The organism is Oleiphilus sp. HI0043, from assembly GCF_001634935.1.
This window is the reverse complement of sequence record NZ_LWEY01000014.1, coordinates 1-15,436: the sequence shown is the minus strand read 5'-3', so window position 1 is coordinate 15,436 and position 15,436 is coordinate 1. Positions and strand designations below refer to the sequence as shown.

14 protein-coding genes are annotated in these 15,436 nt (G+C 45.6%); 10 read left to right on the top strand and 4 right to left on the bottom strand.

What is annotated here, in order from left to right; all coding sequences use genetic code 11:
• On the top strand, window positions 1-998 hold a 998-nt coding region (locus A3729_RS00800), incomplete at its 5' end, for an HAD-IC family P-type ATPase (RefSeq protein WP_156497549.1).
• A 353-nt stretch (window positions 999-1,351) separates the two neighbouring features.
• Here the strand turns inward: A3729_RS00800 and A3729_RS00795 are convergent.
• The 3 genes from A3729_RS00795 to A3729_RS00785 form a co-directional block, all read right to left on the bottom strand.
• Window positions 1,352-2,209, bottom strand: a complete 858-nt coding sequence (locus A3729_RS00795) for a 2-oxoacid:ferredoxin oxidoreductase subunit beta (RefSeq protein ID WP_068516145.1) — start codon at window positions 2,207-2,209, stop codon at window positions 1,352-1,354.
• Window positions 2,193-3,944, bottom strand: coding sequence for a 2-oxoacid:acceptor oxidoreductase subunit alpha (locus A3729_RS00790; RefSeq protein WP_068632967.1), 1,752 nt, complete (start codon window positions 3,942-3,944; stop codon window positions 2,193-2,195). The genes A3729_RS00795 and A3729_RS00790 overlap by 17 nt, the downstream gene beginning before the upstream one ends.
• 238 nt (window positions 3,945-4,182) lie before the next feature.
• On the bottom strand, window positions 4,183-5,259 hold the full coding sequence (locus A3729_RS00785) for an AraC family transcriptional regulator (RefSeq protein ID WP_068516150.1): 1,077 nt from the start codon (window positions 5,257-5,259) through the stop codon (window positions 4,183-4,185).
• A gap of 365 nt (window positions 5,260-5,624) precedes the next feature.
• Here A3729_RS00785 and A3729_RS00780 point away from each other — a divergent pair, with 365 nt between their 5' ends.
• Genes A3729_RS00780 through hypA form a run of 6 tightly spaced genes read left to right on the top strand, consistent with a single transcriptional unit; the run spans window position 5,625 to window position 11,137 of the window.
• On the top strand, window positions 5,625-7,556 hold the full coding sequence (locus A3729_RS00780; RefSeq protein WP_068516153.1) for an NAD(P)H-dependent oxidoreductase subunit E: 1,932 nt from the start codon (window positions 5,625-5,627) through the stop codon (window positions 7,554-7,556).
• Entirely contained in the window at window positions 7,528-8,286 is a 759-nt protein-coding gene (locus tag A3729_RS00775) for a 2Fe-2S iron-sulfur cluster-binding protein (RefSeq protein WP_068632966.1), read from the top strand. Before A3729_RS00780 ends, A3729_RS00775 begins: the two co-directional genes overlap by 29 nt.
• Window positions 8,283-8,840 carry an NADP oxidoreductase gene (locus tag A3729_RS00770; protein ID WP_068511660.1) on the top strand — a complete coding sequence of 186 codons (558 nt, stop codon included), beginning with the start codon at window positions 8,283-8,285 and terminating at the stop codon, window positions 8,838-8,840. The genes A3729_RS00775 and A3729_RS00770 overlap by 4 nt, the downstream gene beginning before the upstream one ends.
• Before the next feature lie 16 nt (window positions 8,841-8,856).
• On the top strand, window positions 8,857-10,314 hold the full coding sequence (locus tag A3729_RS00765) for a Ni/Fe hydrogenase subunit alpha (protein WP_068511663.1): 1,458 nt from the start codon (window positions 8,857-8,859) through the stop codon (window positions 10,312-10,314).
• Between the two features lie 15 nt (window positions 10,315-10,329).
• On the top strand, window positions 10,330-10,782 hold the full coding sequence (locus A3729_RS00760; RefSeq protein WP_068511665.1) for a hydrogenase maturation protease: 453 nt from the start codon (window positions 10,330-10,332) through the stop codon (window positions 10,780-10,782).
• A complete protein-coding gene (gene hypA, locus A3729_RS00755) occupies window positions 10,775-11,137 on the top strand; it encodes a hydrogenase maturation nickel metallochaperone HypA (RefSeq protein ID WP_068511667.1) in 363 nt (120 codons plus the stop codon). The genes A3729_RS00760 and hypA overlap by 8 nt, the downstream gene beginning before the upstream one ends.
• Here hypA and A3729_RS00750 read toward each other — a convergent pair.
• On the bottom strand, window positions 11,115-12,482 hold the full coding sequence (locus A3729_RS00750; protein WP_068511670.1) for an integron integrase: 1,368 nt from the start codon (window positions 12,480-12,482) through the stop codon (window positions 11,115-11,117). The genes hypA and A3729_RS00750 overlap by 23 nt on opposite strands.
• A gap of 493 nt (window positions 12,483-12,975) precedes the next feature.
• Between A3729_RS00750 and A3729_RS00745 the strand changes: the two genes are divergently transcribed.
• The 3 genes from A3729_RS00745 to A3729_RS00730 all read left to right on the top strand — a co-directional run bounded on the left by A3729_RS00745 (window position 12,976) and on the right by A3729_RS00730 (window position 15,114).
• Window positions 12,976-13,320, top strand: coding sequence for a hypothetical protein (locus A3729_RS00745; RefSeq protein WP_068510934.1), 345 nt, complete (start codon window positions 12,976-12,978; stop codon window positions 13,318-13,320).
• 99 nt (window positions 13,321-13,419) lie between these two features.
• Window positions 13,420-13,827 carry a hypothetical protein gene (locus tag A3729_RS00740; RefSeq protein ID WP_068510936.1) on the top strand — a complete coding sequence of 136 codons (408 nt, stop codon included), beginning with the start codon at window positions 13,420-13,422 and terminating at the stop codon, window positions 13,825-13,827.
• A gap of 1,026 nt (window positions 13,828-14,853) precedes the next feature.
• Window positions 14,854-15,114, top strand: a complete 261-nt coding sequence (locus tag A3729_RS00730; protein WP_068510940.1) for a hypothetical protein — start codon at window positions 14,854-14,856, stop codon at window positions 15,112-15,114.
• Window positions 15,115-15,436 lie beyond the last annotated feature (322 nt).

Below are 15,436 nucleotides of genomic sequence, written 5' to 3'. Positions count from 1 at the left end.
AACTCGATCTGGTTCCAGCTAACGAGTCAGCGAATAGCAGTGAACATCACCCCAGTGTCATTACCGGGGCTGATATGGCATCGATTGATGATATTGAACTCCAACAAACTGTTCAGTCAACGCAAGTTTATGCGCGAGTCTCACCAGAGCAGAAAGTCCGACTGGTAAATGCAATTCAAAGCAATGGCGAATATTGCGCAATGACTGGAGACGGAGTGAACGATGCCCCAGCACTCAAAAATGCCCACATAGGTGTCGCTATGGGGAAGAATGGCACTGACGTAGCTCGTGAAGCTTCTGATATGGTGCTACTCGACGACAACTTCGCCACCATCGTCAAAGCAGTCGAACAGGGTAGACGAATCTTCGATAATATTCGAAAATTCATAAAATATACGATGACCAGTAACTCAGGTGAAATTTGGGTATTACTGCTCGCACCTTTTTTGGGTATGCCTATTCCCCTGCTGCCTATCCACATTCTTTGGATAAACTTGGTTACCGATGGTTTACCTGGATTGGCCCTATCTGTCGAGCCAAAAGAAAAAGGTGTCATGGCCAGAGCGCCACGCCCACCAAATGAAAGTATTTTTTCTCACGGTATGTGGCAACACATTGTATTTATAGGTTTTTTAATCGGTGCACTATCTCTCTTCGCCCAATATTGGGCCCTAGAGTACAGCCCCGACTACTGGCAATCAATGGTATTTACCACGCTGACTTTATCCCAGCTCATGCATGTCATGGCAATTCGTTCAGAAACCTTGTCTCTGTTTTCTATCGGGTTCTTTACCAATAAGGCCTTAATTGCGGCATTGATCAGTACTCTCGCACTGCAATTACTTGTTATTTACACGCCACTAGGTAACGAATGGTTTAAAACTCAGGCACTCCCCATGACGGAGTTATTGATCTGCTGTGGACTAGCTTTAGTAGTTTTCTTCGCCGTAGAAGGCGAAAAGCATTTGGTAAGAAAAGGCTGGCTATATAAGAAATAAACGAGGTAAAAATAAAGAGGTTCAGAGTCGAATGGCACTTACTTAAGGAGAAAATGGCGTCATTCCCTTGAACAAGGGAATCCATTGTTTTGAGGCTAACTCAATGAAATTGAAGGACCATGACTATCGCTAACCTAAAGATTTCTAGTCTTTTTTAACTCTCTAGGTCAGCCAAACGGCTGAAAAACAATGGATTCCCGCCCCGCCCAGGCGGCCCTCTCTTGCTGCGCAATTCACCTTGTGCGCGGGAATGACGAGTTTCGGGGCGAAATCAAGCTTAAGTAAGTGCCATTGGTTACAGCCCTCTTTTCAGAAAAGGACTAACTTAAGTAAGCCGCCTTCAAGTCATACATCTAAACCTGAAACGTACGCTGCATTTCGTCCAGCACTTCCCCTTCGTTCTCGGGCTCATAATGCGGAGGCATCCATGCAGGTCTTTCATTCTGATAAATCATACCAAGCCCGAAGCCATCATCCCTCTGAATTTCAGCAGCGGTCTGAATTGGGTCGTGAGTGTGCTCCTGACCAAACTCATGGACCATTTCCTTCCAATGCTTTTGCTCAGGTACAAAGGTGACACACTGGCTCAATGCCTGCACGAAGGAGAAACCTTCATGTTCAATAGCCTTAACGATTAAATCCGTTAGCTGCTTCGGATCACCATAATAACCACGCGCGATAAATCCGGCCCCGGCACCCAGTGCAAGGCTCGCTGGCTGCAGTGCAGGAACACCCGTGCCATGAGGGGTTAGTTTACTGTGATCCCAATCCGAAGGCGTCGTAGGTGAAGCCTGCCCTTTAGTCATACCGTAGACTTCATTATCCATGGCGATATAGGTGAAATTGATATTCCGTCGACAGGCATGCAAAAAGTGATTGCCACCAATAGAAAAACCATCACCATCGCCTCCCACCGCGATGACAGTCAAATCCGGACGTGCCACCTTCAAACCACCCGCCACGGGCAGCGCCCGACCGTGAACACCATGAAAACCGAATAAATGTGTGTAGGCAGGCAAACGAGACGAACAGCCAATACCCGAAATGATAGCAACATTCTCCGGGTCAAGGTTGAGTTTTGCCAAAGCACGGGTTAAAGCAGCTAACACTGAATAGTGCCCACAACCGGCACACCAAATTGGGCTGACCGTAGACTTATAATCCTTCGCTTTTCTTGTTGCTATGTTTTTATTCTCAGCAGTTGGCGACATGTTCTACCTCCAGAGCGTTCTGTTCCCATTGATTAAAGGCACCGATAATATGCTTCGGCCGGATAGGTAAAGGGCCCGGAATAGCCAAGCTTTGGTGAGCACAAGGAAAGTCTACATGCGCCCTTAACCAAGCCATAAACTGGGCACCATGACTCTGCTCGACAACAAGTACTTTTTCTGCACCCTCTAGCTCGCGCAACAGCGCCTCGGTTTGTAGTGGCGCGATCAAACGTAAAGCAATGACTCGGCATGCCTCACCTTGCTCGGTCATTCTTTCAGCCGCTTCTTTAGCTACCGATGAGACCGACCCCCAACAAACTATGGCGCTTTCACCCTGCCCTGACACCTCAGCCCAATGTTCAGAATAATCGAACTGACGAAGCTTCTCGGCGCGTTTCTGCAGCTGCTCGCGATGCATTTCTGTGGCAGCAGAAGGCGTGCCATGTTGGTTATGCTCCAACCCGTCTGCGGTATACATCATGTCTTCTTCACCAGGAATCGACATAGGTGAGATACCGCTATCAGTTAGTGCGTAACGATGATAAGGCGTATCTGAATGCGCTGCGATCAAGCGTTCACCCTTTTCTTGCCAAAGCTGCGGCTCCAGAAGGCTTGCATCTGACTGGGCCATTGATTGGTCAGACAAGGTAATCACTGGCACCTGCAGGTGTTCTGCCAACCACACTGACCAACCCGTGGTAAAGGCACTGTCTGCAATCGATAACATGGCAGTCACCACATGCGGCGCATCGCCATGCAAACCATGTAGCGCCATATTTAGATCAGACTGCTCTGATTTGGTGGGAATACCCGTTGAAGGGCCTCCTCGCATCACATTCACAATTACCAGAGGAGTTTCACTGGCAACGGCCAAACCTATAGACTCAGCCATCAATGCTAAACCAGGGCCAGAGGTAGCGGTAAGCGACGAAACACCGCCAAAAGACGATCCGATAATCATATTGATAGAGGCCAGCTCATCTTCAGCCTGAACCAAACTGCCGCCCAATTTTTCCAAATTTGGCGCGAGCCACTCAAGAATGCCCGAAGCCGGTGTAATCGGATAAGCCGCAACAAAGCGCGTACCTGCCTTTAGCGCACCGAGACCACAAGACTCACTACCATTTACCAACCATTGTGGAGATTTTTCACTCTTATCTGCCAATTGAACTTGCGCCACTTCCTGGTATTGGTCAGCCAGGTTCCAACCCGCAATTAACCAGTCTTCAGCCTGCGACAGCAACTCTTCTTTCTTGGCAAAGTGCTCTCTCAATACCTTCTGTATCGTGCCTTGCTCCAAACCTAAGAATTTAGCTAACAGGCCCGCAGCGACAATATTCTCTCCGCCATCAGCGGTCTCACTTGCCAGTGTATCCAATGGAAGCTCGACGACGCGAGCACCAGAGTCTTTAACAAACTCTGGAGTCTTAGTCTGATCTTTCCCTATGATAACGACACTGTTTTCGTTCAATGGCACTTCAGCACTAAAACGCGTGACATGGTCAGTATCAAGCAAGACGAGTAAGTCGAAATAGTCATCAGGGGATTGAACAGGATGATTTGAAAAACGAAGAAGGCTTAAAGACTCCCCTCCCCTTATTTGCGGCCCGAAAGAGCGTTGCGCCAAACCGAAGTAGCCTGCTTTGGCGCAAGCCTTGAGCAGTAACTGTCCGGTTGTGATAACACCCGTACCGCCGTAGCCAGCGATGGCAATGGAAACGGATTGCTTGGTCATATAGCCTCCTCTTATTGTTTAAGGAAACCATTACACAGAGCGCAGGCTAGGTAAATGAGTCAGATCAAGTGTGGGCAGTTATAGTAAGCCGAGTTTAAAAAAGCTAGGCAGAGGCTCCCCCTCATTAATCAAGGGCGTGCTAAATTGCTAGCGAGCCTTGGAAGGCTCTGTTTACAAAGTGACTACCCACCATCTAGCCGTTGTAAACTAAGCAAAGAGCAATAAAAAACTAAGCATTCTAATTCGGTTTAAAGTTCTTCGGCGATAGACCGTACCAGCGTTTAAAAGCTCGGCTGAAACTTGATGCATCACTATAACCCAAGCTTTCAGCCAAAGTTTCAATGGATATATCCTGTTTTCGAATATGAGCCAGTGCAACGCGCTTACGTTCCTCTTCTAATAGCTCTTTATATGATGTTTCATGAGACTGAAGATGACGCCGTAAGGTACGCGGAGACATACAAAGCTCAGAGGCTAAGGTATCAAGAGACAATTCTTGGAAAATATCTCTACGAATAATGAATTTCACGCGATCTAAAACCGTATTATCAGGGCAAACTTCACTCAAACGCTCCTGACAACATTGTTCATTTAACTGGGCCGAATCTTTGTTGTAGAAAACCAGAGGCTGCTTAAGCAAGGCTTCAGACAAAACAATTCGATTCTGATCCTGATTAAAAAATACCGGCACCGAAAAGAACTCGTCGTAAGCCTCAATTACCTTCGGTTGATCGAAGGAAAAGTGTATCTGGCCCGCTTTATCATGGTCATCCAGCTCAACGCCCCCCATAAAAAAGCGCCCTAAGGAGTAAATTACAGAGCAGGTGAATTCCATAAAATAAGGTAGCGCGTCACCCAAGTCTTGTTTAGGCGTCAGGGTTAACACTCCCAATCCAGATTTTTGCATTTCAAACTTGAAACCCAGTATCTGTGTAAATAAAGGTTGATACTTGGTCAGAAGTTCCATCGCTTGCTGAACATTCTCACTACTCATAATTCGAGCCGCGAGTACTCCATCATGATGCAGAAAACTCTGCTCTCCCAAGTAAAGTGCAAAAGGATGATGAGGAAGCAAACGCCTCGCATTAATAATCAGCTGCTTGTACTGAAGAAAATTTATCGTCTGATCAGTCTCGGATAAATCCTGAAACTGAAGCCCTGTATCTTTTAACAAGGACCTCAGATCTACCTTATTCATCATGAGGATTTTAACTAGCGGCTTAACACGCGCGATAGGGATAAAGACCTCACCCGAAGTCTGATATTCAGTACGTAAGTTTCGGTGCCCGATTTTGGCTATATTTAAAGCGCCCATAGTTAACCTTTTATTTTGTTTTTATTATCAATGAATATTTTGAGTCAGTGAAAAAAGGCTTTCTTACCTTGCCCTAAAATACTCATAAATGTTGCTATATGAACATATCGTATCGAGCAACCAAAGTTTTTGAAAGTAACCATCGCTCATTTCGCTAAAAAGATGTTATTTTTTGATCAGCTTATCATTCCTGCTGATAAATCTCGACATAACATATAAAACTTTCTTCATAGCTTTTTGCCGAAGAATTAACCTGGATCAAGATCAGCTATTTACTCAGCAAGGCTAGCAAGGAATACTTAATAAGAACTACACTATTTAACTTCATGGCTGTACCAAGAAAATAACAACTCAGTAGTCTGCTTATGGAAAACCAGCTTCGTATTTCTGAAATCTGCCAAGGCTTTGATAACAATCCCAAGCGAATGATTGATATCCTTTGGGCGATACAAAACACCTTAGGTTGGATCAGTGGCGACTCAATGAAGTTAGTCGCAGAAAAAACCAACAGTCACCGAGTCGTTGTTGAAGGGGTCGCGAGTTTCTATAGTTTTTTCAAAACTAGCCCTCAAGGAAAAATCATCATTCACCTGAGTGAAGATATAATCGACCAGCATAAGGGGAGCGCGGAAATTCTGCAGGCCTTTGAGTTGGCATTAGGGATCCCTGTTGGCAACACGACTCTGGATGGGAAGTTTTCACTCCACCTCACGCCCTGCATAGGCATGAGTGACCAAGCCCCTGCCGCCCTGATTAACGAGCACGTCGTCACCTCGTTAACACCAAGCAAAGTGAAACGTTTAGTTAACGCACTAAAACGTACACTCAAAGCATCTGAATCCGATAACTGGAGAGCACTATCCACCCGAATTCATGACACGTGTTTATCGGTATTCGGCGGTAAAACAGGCGATGGAAATAACAGCCACTCACTAGTACGGAGCATGGTAAATAACAATATTCAGCAATCTGGCCCGGTATTACTAAGTGAGCCTCCTTTAGCGCAAGCTTTGGCTAAATGCCTCTCAAAAAGCCCCGACGAGATTATTGATGAGTTACTCCGCTCCGATCTAAGAGGTCGCGGCGGCGCGGGTTTTCAAATCGCGCGCAAATGGCAATTTGCAGCCCAAACACCGGCTGAAAAACGTTATGTCATTTGTAATGCCGACGAAGGCGAGCCCGGCACCTTTAAAGATAGAGTATTGCTAACAGAGCGCGCTCACCTCTTAATAGAGGGTATGACTATCGCCGCCTACGCAATTGGTAGTGAGCATGGCATTCTCTATTTGCGCGCTGAATATCGTTACCTGCTGCCCTACCTAAATAGCGTATTGGAAGAACGACGTCGAGAAGCCCTGCTCGGCCAAGACATGCTTATTGACGAGTCAACCGGAACACGCTTTTCCTTCGATATCCGCATCCAACTTGGTGCAGGTGCCTATATTTGCGGCGAAGAAAGCTCTCTGATCAGCTCATGCGAAGGACAACGCGGAGAACCAAAAAACAAACCACCTTTCCCTGCGCAGAAAGGCTACTTGGGTTATCCAACAGTGGTGAACAACGTCGAAACCTTCTGCAACGTGCCTCATATTCTGGACAAAGGTGCTGAGTGGTTTCAGTCTCTTGGCACCGAGCACAGCAAAGGTAGCAAGCTGCTCAGTATTTGCGGCGACTGCGAGCGCCCTGGCATCTATGAAGTTGAGCATGGTATTAGCGTCTCCGATGCACTCGACTTAGCTGGTGCTATTGATGCAGAAGCTGTCCAGGTAGGTGGTGCCAGTGGCGAAATGATTGCGCGTATCGACTTTAACCGGCGCTTATGTTTTGAGGATTTACCTACAGCAGGGGCTATCATGATTTTCTCGGCGCAACGTAATATTCTCGATATCGTCAATTACTTTATGCACTTCTTTATTGAAGAAAGCTGTGGCTACTGCACGCCATGCAGAGTCGGTAATGTGTTTTTAAAGAAAGGGCTTGAGAAAATCATGCTCGGCCAGGGCGAGAGCAAGGACCTGGAGTCTTTGCAAAGCCTCGGCAATACCATTATTCAAACCAGTCGCTGCGGGCTTGGGCATACGTCCCCTAAACCTATTTTATCGACAATTGAAAACTTCCCTTTAGTGTACGCGGCATTACTAAAAGACCACCCGGATGGTCGTCAGGCAGGTTTTGATATTCAAAGTGCATTGAATGAATCGCGTATTATCGCTAAACGGCGATCGATTATTTTGACCCGCGATACGACCATGACGACAGGGAGCAAAAATGATGAACCAAGAAGAAAAGCGACTTAGCTTTACCATCGACGGCAAGAAAGTCGAAGCCCTTGAGGGGCAGTCGATAATGTCTGCCTGTGAGGCACAAGGTATCTACATTCCTCGGCTATGCGATTCTGAAGGCCTTGTTCCCCAAGGTAGCTGCCGAGTTTGCTCTGTCAAAATGAATGGCCGGGTCGTTGCCGCCTGCACACAACCTATCGAAAACGGTGCAATTATTGAAAATGAAAGCCAGGAAGTAACAGGCTATCGCAAAGATTTGGTCAGAATGTTATTTCATGAAGGCAATCATCTCTGTCCTATCTGCGAAGCTAGTGGACGCTGCGAACTACAAGCAACCGCCTATCGCCTTGGTTTGTCTCAGGCATCAGACTTCCCATACTTACAGCCCTCACGCCCGGTTGATGCTTCGCACCCGGATATCGCATTAGATAACAACCGCTGCATACTCTGTGGCCGTTGTATTCGAGCCTCACGAGACGTTGACGACAAGCATGTCTTTGAATACGTGGGTCGCGGTATCCATAAACGTATTGGTGTGAATGGCGACTGCCTTGCTGATACCAATGCCGATATTAACGACTATGCCATGTCGTTAGAGGTTTGTCCGGTTGGCTGTATTATTCGAAAGAACGATGGCTTTTTCGCCCCCGTTGGCGAGCGTCAATACGACAGCCATATAATTGGCTCAGATATCGAAGTACGACAATACCAGCCTGAAACCGGCAAAGAGGACAGTACAAAATGAGAAAGAAGCGTATTGCCACCACCTCTCTGGCAGGTTGCTTTGGCTGTCATATGTCGTTGCTGGATATTGATGAAAGAATAATCGAACTAATGGAACTGGCCGAGTTTGATCGCAGCCCTTTAAACGATGTCAAAAAGTTCACACGCCGTTGCGACATTGGCCTCATTGAAGGCGGCTGCTGTAATGAAGATAACGTCCATGTGCTTCGTGAATTCAGAGAGAACTGCGACATACTTTTTGCCGTTGGGCAATGCGCCATCATGGGCGGTTTGCCGGTCATGCGAAATGCCATTATGCATTCCGATGATCCGCTAAGAGAATGCCTGGACGAAGCCTATACCACGCCCAAGGTACTCAACCCAGAAAACCAGATACCAAATGACCCAGCTCTACCTTTGCTGCTCGACAAGGTTTACACCTGCGTCGATGTGGTCAAAGTTGACTACCAGATTCCAGGTTGTCCACCTTCTGGCGATGCGCTATGGAGTGCTTTAACAGCCTTGATCAAAGGCGAGCCACCTTCGCTTGATTATTCACTGATCAAGTTTGACTAATTCAAGGGCTGAAAAGATGAAAAAAACAAAAGCTCGGATCGTAGAAATAGAACCCCTAACGCGAGTCGAGGGTCACGGCAAAGTGACGATTCACCTCGATGAACAAAACCAGGTGTCTGAAGCGCGCTTACATATTGTCGAGTTCAGAGGCTTTGAGCGCTTTATCCAGGGCCGATTACTTTGGGAAGTGCCTGTCATCGTTCAGCGCTTGTGTGGCATCTGCCCGGTAAGTCATCACTTAGCAGCCGCAAAAGCTATGGATATGATTGTCGGTGTTGACCAACTCACGCCCACCGCCGAAAAAATGCGCCGCCTAATGCACTACGGCCAGATTATGCAGAGCAACGTACTCCACTTCTTCCATCTCAGTTCACCTGACCTGCTCTTTGGTTTTTCTGCTCCCGCTAAAAAGCGCAATATCTTTGAAGTCATTAAAGCCTTTCCTGACCTGGCCAAGAAAGGCGTATTAATGCGCAAGTACGGACAAGAAGTTATTCAGTACACCGCAGGTAAAAAAATTCATGGCAACACAGCCATTCCGGGCGGCATCAGTAAGAGTCTTTCAGTTCAAGAACGAGACAAACTACTACAAGATATCGATCAGATGATTGAGTGGTCACAAGAAGCGGTCGATATTACGCGCAACTATACACTTGAGCACCTAGGGCTGGTAGAAAGCTTCGCCAACTTTAAGTCTAGTCATATGTCACTGGTTCGTGATGACGGCGCTTTAGATTTATACGATGGCCAGCTTCGCGCAATTGACGCCAACGGCAACTTGATCTTTGACCAAATGGATTACCGGCACTTCGATGATTTTATCAAAGAAGAAGTAAAACCCTGGTCGTACATGAAGTTCCCCTTTATCAAGAGCCGGGGCAATGTTGACGGTTGGTATCGGGTCGGCCCACTGGCTCGCATGAATACAGTCAGCTTTATCGACACCCCCTTGGCCAATGCTCGTCATGAAGAATTCAAAGAGTTCTCCCAACATAAGCCTGCTCATATGTCTTTGGCCTATCACTGGGCACGAATGATAGAAGTCCTTCACTGTGTCGAAAAGATCAAAGAACTACTTCTTGACCCGGATATTATGGGTACGGATCTCAAACTAACCGGCGATCGTCGTGAAGAAGGGATAGCCGTAATCGAAGCGCCGAGAGGCTCTTTATTCCACCATTACAAAGTCAATGAGAATGACCAAGTCACCTACTGCAACTTGATTGTCTCGACAACCCATAACAATACCGCCATGAACAAAGCAGTGACCGATGTCGCCCGAAAATATATTTCAGGCAAGAACAAAATATCGGAAGGCATGCTCAATCATATCGAAGTGGCCGTTCGCGCTTACGACCCATGTTTATCTTGTGCAACCCATGCGCTCGGCCAAATGCCGCTCAAGGTGGAGCTGTTTGATCATGAAAATAAACTGATCGACAGTAACAGCCAGTTTGTAGATGGCCAACACTAGATGAGCAAGATCTAGATGATTAAGAAGATACTCTTTATTGGCTACGGCAACCCTGGCAGACAAGATGATGGCCTCGGCCCGGCGCTTATTAAAGCACTCGAAGATGACTCAATACTTGCTGATAAAGTAAGCCTTTCTTCAAACTACCAACTCACCGTCGAAGACGCTTACGACATTACACAGTACGACACGGTGGTATTTGTAGACGCGAGTTTAGACTCTTCCCCACCCTTTTCGTTTAATGAAGCCAGCGCTAATGATCAACAAAGCCTGGGCAGCCATCAGCTTCAACCTGAGTCGGTTCTGCAATTGTGCCATACCTTATATGAGACAAAACCCGAAGCCTTTATTCTGGCAATTCGCGGCTACGAATTTGATGTCTTTGACGAGACACTGAGCCCGCGCGCCCAAGGCAATTTAGATAAAGCCCTCGCGTTCACTACCAAGTGGATTAGCGAGCATGCATGAGCTATCACTTGCGGAAAGTATGCGTGAACTCATTGAAGAACAAGCCGAAGCCGAGCACTTCAACTTGGTTGAAGCCGTTTATTTAGAGGTCGGTCAACTAAGCCATGTCGAGGCAGAAGCTATGCAGTTTTGTTTTGACGCCGTGATGAAAGGCTCCATTGCAGACAATGCGAAGTTAATCCTATCCCGCCCTTCAGGTATTGGCCTATGCGGAAGCTGCCAGAAACAAAGTGAAATCAAGCACCTATACGATGCTTGTTCTCACTGCGGGGCTTTCGGCTTAGAGGTGATACAGGGAGACCAGGTTAGGATTAGTTCTTTGCAGGTTAGCACTAAAGAAAGTCCAACGGACTAGAAGTCTTGCCCTTAGAGAAATTAGCTGTGTGGGTATAAATCATCGTCGTGGCAACGTCGGAATGCCCCAATAGTTCTTGCAGCATTCTAATATCCATCCCGCGTTCCAAATGATGCGTGGCAAAACTGTGACGAAAGGTATGACAGGTAACACGCTTTGCAATCCCGAGCTTTCGAGCGCAGTACCTGACCGACTTCTGCAAGGTCGACTCGTGTAAATGGTGCCTGCGCACTGCTTTCGACTTGGGGTCGAGCGATAATTTGGCACTAGGAAACACATATTGCCAAATCCATAGCTGGTCATTTTTGCCATACTTCCTAACTAATTCGGCTGGCATATAAACACTACCATAACCTTCCTTTAAATCGGTTTCATGCATCGCTTTTACGTCTTTCAAGTGCGCTTTTAGTGACCCTTGAATTTTAGCAGGAAGCGGCACCACCCTTTCCTTATTCCCTTTGGCATTGCGTATGATAATTTGCTGATACGCAAAATCGATATCTTGAACTCTAAGCCGAATCGCCTCCATCAACCTTAGACCACAGCCATAGAGCAATGATACCAGTAGCAATTGAACCCCTTGTAGTTCGGCTAATATTTCGTTTACTTCATCGGCAGACAAGACAACCGGCAACTTCTGACGTTTTTTTGCCTTGACGAATTGGCTAACATCACCAAGCTCAAGGTTTAAAACCATTTTGAAGTAAAAGACTATTGCATTCAGCGCAAGCGCCTGCGTTGAACTCGACACACCCTTATCAACAGCCAAAAATGAAAGATAGTCAATCACATCTCTGGCAGAGTTACCTTGGGTGTGACTATTAGAACAGAACTTTAAGAAGCGATTAACCCAATGGACATAAGTCTTTTCGGTGCGAATACTGTACCCCTTAGCACGCACCTGATAGATTAACTTCTCGACTTCTGGTGCATTTGCACTGCCCTCCAAGTCCATATTTTTGCTTCGACCTGTTACAACAGGCGTATTATTTCGCGCATTCGAGACATGATCAGCCTCCAACTCTTTGCACGACATTTTCCAATAATCCCAATCAACCTGCTTACAAAAGGGGGAATGAATACTTAGAAACAAACAATGAATCGCATCAACCACCTGACGCTTCTGCCAAGCCTTGAGCTTGTTACTCTCAAGTAAGTTTGAGAAGTAATCCTGAACACTTTGATCGGTATGTTCCTTAAGCCGGACGTCCGTATAATACCGAATAAACTGCTCACAATGACGCACATACCACTGGAACAGAGCGGGCTTGATATTGCGCTCAGAAAGTTGAGCTATATAGTTGTTCCAAAAACGTTTTTCTCGATCATCCGTGACCTGAGACATATCTATTTCCTTATGCTTTATTTACAATCCTTTGTAAATTTCAAATATGGATTATACGGACGCCGCCTAATAAGGTAAATTATGGATTCCGTATAAGAAACTGTTATATGTTTCAGCCATTTTAGTTAATGGCTCAATATTTGGCTGGGATGCCTCCTTTCTTTTTGAGCATCCCTCCGTTTAAGTTTTCGTGGTTAGTGGCACGCCACAGTTGTAATCCGGTGCCAATAGTAAGTTAAATGCATCATCACAGTTTTGTGTTTTTATCGTGGTGTGCTGTTAGTTGGCTCGGTAAAATCGGGTCGTTATTAATTTTAGCGCGCAGCTTGGCTGGCTTAGGTTCCGCTACCGCTCCACTCAGGGGCTTTGGTGGTTTGCAAGGGTTCACCACATAACCAAGTGCTCTTGCATCGCCCACGGAAAAACACCCGTGGGCTGGACTCGCTCTGCTACGCGTCGCTCGCCGCAAAGCACGGCGTTATAGGCTCAAAGTATGAAAGTCGTGGCTACAATATTTCTTAGCTTTGTATTAGCAATTAGTATCTATGCTATTGGTAATGGGCTTAACGATAAAATTAGAGGGTATTTTTCTCAGGCTACATTTGAGCAAGTCTTTACGAAAGAGCAGATTTACAATAAAACGCGAGAGCAGCTAAATAAGTTAGCATTAAACCCTGAATATCTGCCAAAGCTTAAAGAGGCATCTAAAAAAAATACCAAGCAAGCAAATAGATATATTTATAGTATTTGGGCGTTGCAATTAGTGTTGCTCGCATTGCTTTCGCTTGGTTGTGGAACGGTTGTAAAGAAAGTGCTACAAACAAATGAAAAGCTATAACAAGTTGCTCAAACGGACTCCGCAAAATGTGTCGCGCTTTTTGTTCCAAAAAGGCGCGCCAATTTCGCTCCTCCGTTTAGCAAAGCGTTAGGTACCCAAATGAATGCCAATAATCAATGGGCACAACTAGCCTTAACTCTTGGAGTATATTTCTCGATTTTTGTAGTTGCGTTGTCTGTGTTTCAAATACCTATTGAGGCTACATCAAACGGTGAAATGCCTCTTAGAATAGTAATTATGCTCTCAGTATCGGTTTCCGTTTTATCGTATGCCACATACCTTTCCGAGACTCCAAAATGGAAAACAGCTATAAATTATTTCCTTTCTGTAGTCTGTTTTTGTCTATTAGGTGTCGTTGGGATTGGTATCTCAGCCATAATAAACAGCTTCTTTGAAAGGGAGCCTCAAATCAGTATCCTGTGGGGTATTATCATCACCTTGGTTGGTTTGGTTTCCTTTTTTGGTGTTATTAAATTAATGAAGTCAAGGTGGTTAAAATGTACCTAACGAGCAGCACCATAGGACTCCGTACTGTGTCGCGTTTTTTGCAAAGACACGCAAAAAGCCCCGCCAAAGTACTCCGCCCATGTGCTAGGCGTTATATGCCAAAAAAGCAAAAAATAGACTCCGTGGCACAAGAATTTCGGTGGTCGCAAGGCAGGGTGCAATGATGGTGGTTTCGTTAAAAGTTGGCGGTAATTGAAAGAATCAAAAATTCAGTGGCGCAAGAAAATCGGTGGTTGCAAGGCATAGTGCACGGATGGTGGTTTCGTCAAAGGTTGGCGGTAAAGCAACACAGTGCCATTCGCCAGCCTTTTTCACTGCAAAGAAAAATGGTCGTGCGGTTTGCTTACATCGGGGTTGTTTGATGGTGGCGTCACCGAAAACGTAATAAGGCGGCATCTTCGGTGGTTTCAAGAGGCATTTTATATCGGTGTAAATTGTCAGTGGCTTCGGTGAGTTTTTGGTGGTAATTTAAGCACCAGTTTTTTGTCGGTTAAAACAGTGGCCGGTTTTTTGGAAACATTAACCATGGTTGAATTTTCATATAACAATCGCCTGCATCGGACAAAGTTTCATTGTCACCTTTTGTGCAAAAACACGCACAAAAGCCGCCAATAAAACTTTGCGCGCTGAGGCGGGCGTTATGTGTATTAAGGGTAAATATGCAATTTAAAGAATTGGGTATTTCGAACAGTTTACTATGGTTCTTAATATCAATATTTTTGTTCTTTTGGCTTGGCCATCAATTCGTTGGCGTGGCAACAGATTTAGAAATACTCAATTTGAGAACAACTGATTTAATTTCATTTCATAGCAGACCTATATGGTTTTCAATGATTGTTTTAATCAAAGCGTTAGTATGGCTTCTATCAATTACGGTAATTTATAAGTATGTTCTTACGAAGCTTAAAACTAAAAACACATAACCAAGCGCTCAAACGGACTCGGCAAACTGTCACGCTTTTTGTACCAAAAAGCCCGCCAGTTCACCTCTCCGTTTAGCTTGGCGTTATGTGTCATAGAGAGAATATGGAATTCCAATCAAACACAGATTTATTCGATGCAATTGAAGGGTTGCAAGCTAGTTTAGTTTCGACTGGTAACGAACATGCAAGTAATCAAATAGCTGACGGTTTGTCTTCATTGAATGGTCTTACCGATGGTTGGGCTCAATTATTAGAATCTATAAACAATGCAAGGTGTGAATTTGGTTCTGCTTTAACTGAAGAGCAAACTAACCAAATCAACAAAATTCAGAGCGCAGTGCATAAGATTGTGTACCGTGCTTAAACACATAACCAAAAGCACCAACGGATTCCATAATATGTCGCGGTTTTTGCAAAGAAACGCAAAAAGCCCCGCCAAATTATTCCACCGTTGTGCTAGGCGTTGGTATGACTCCCCACGTCAAGAGGCCCGCACAAAATCCTGCCGGAACCTCGGCCAGAGCCTTTCTTTTTAATTAACATTCTTCCCGTTAGGGAAGCGTCAACGCATCAGATGAAGCAAGTAATTTCGACGGTGATCATGCTGGTATTCGTGGGTTGCTAACGCGACGCGTTAACCTATCCAACCTTACTTATTACGTCGTGGTGCCTGTCTTCAGTCTATG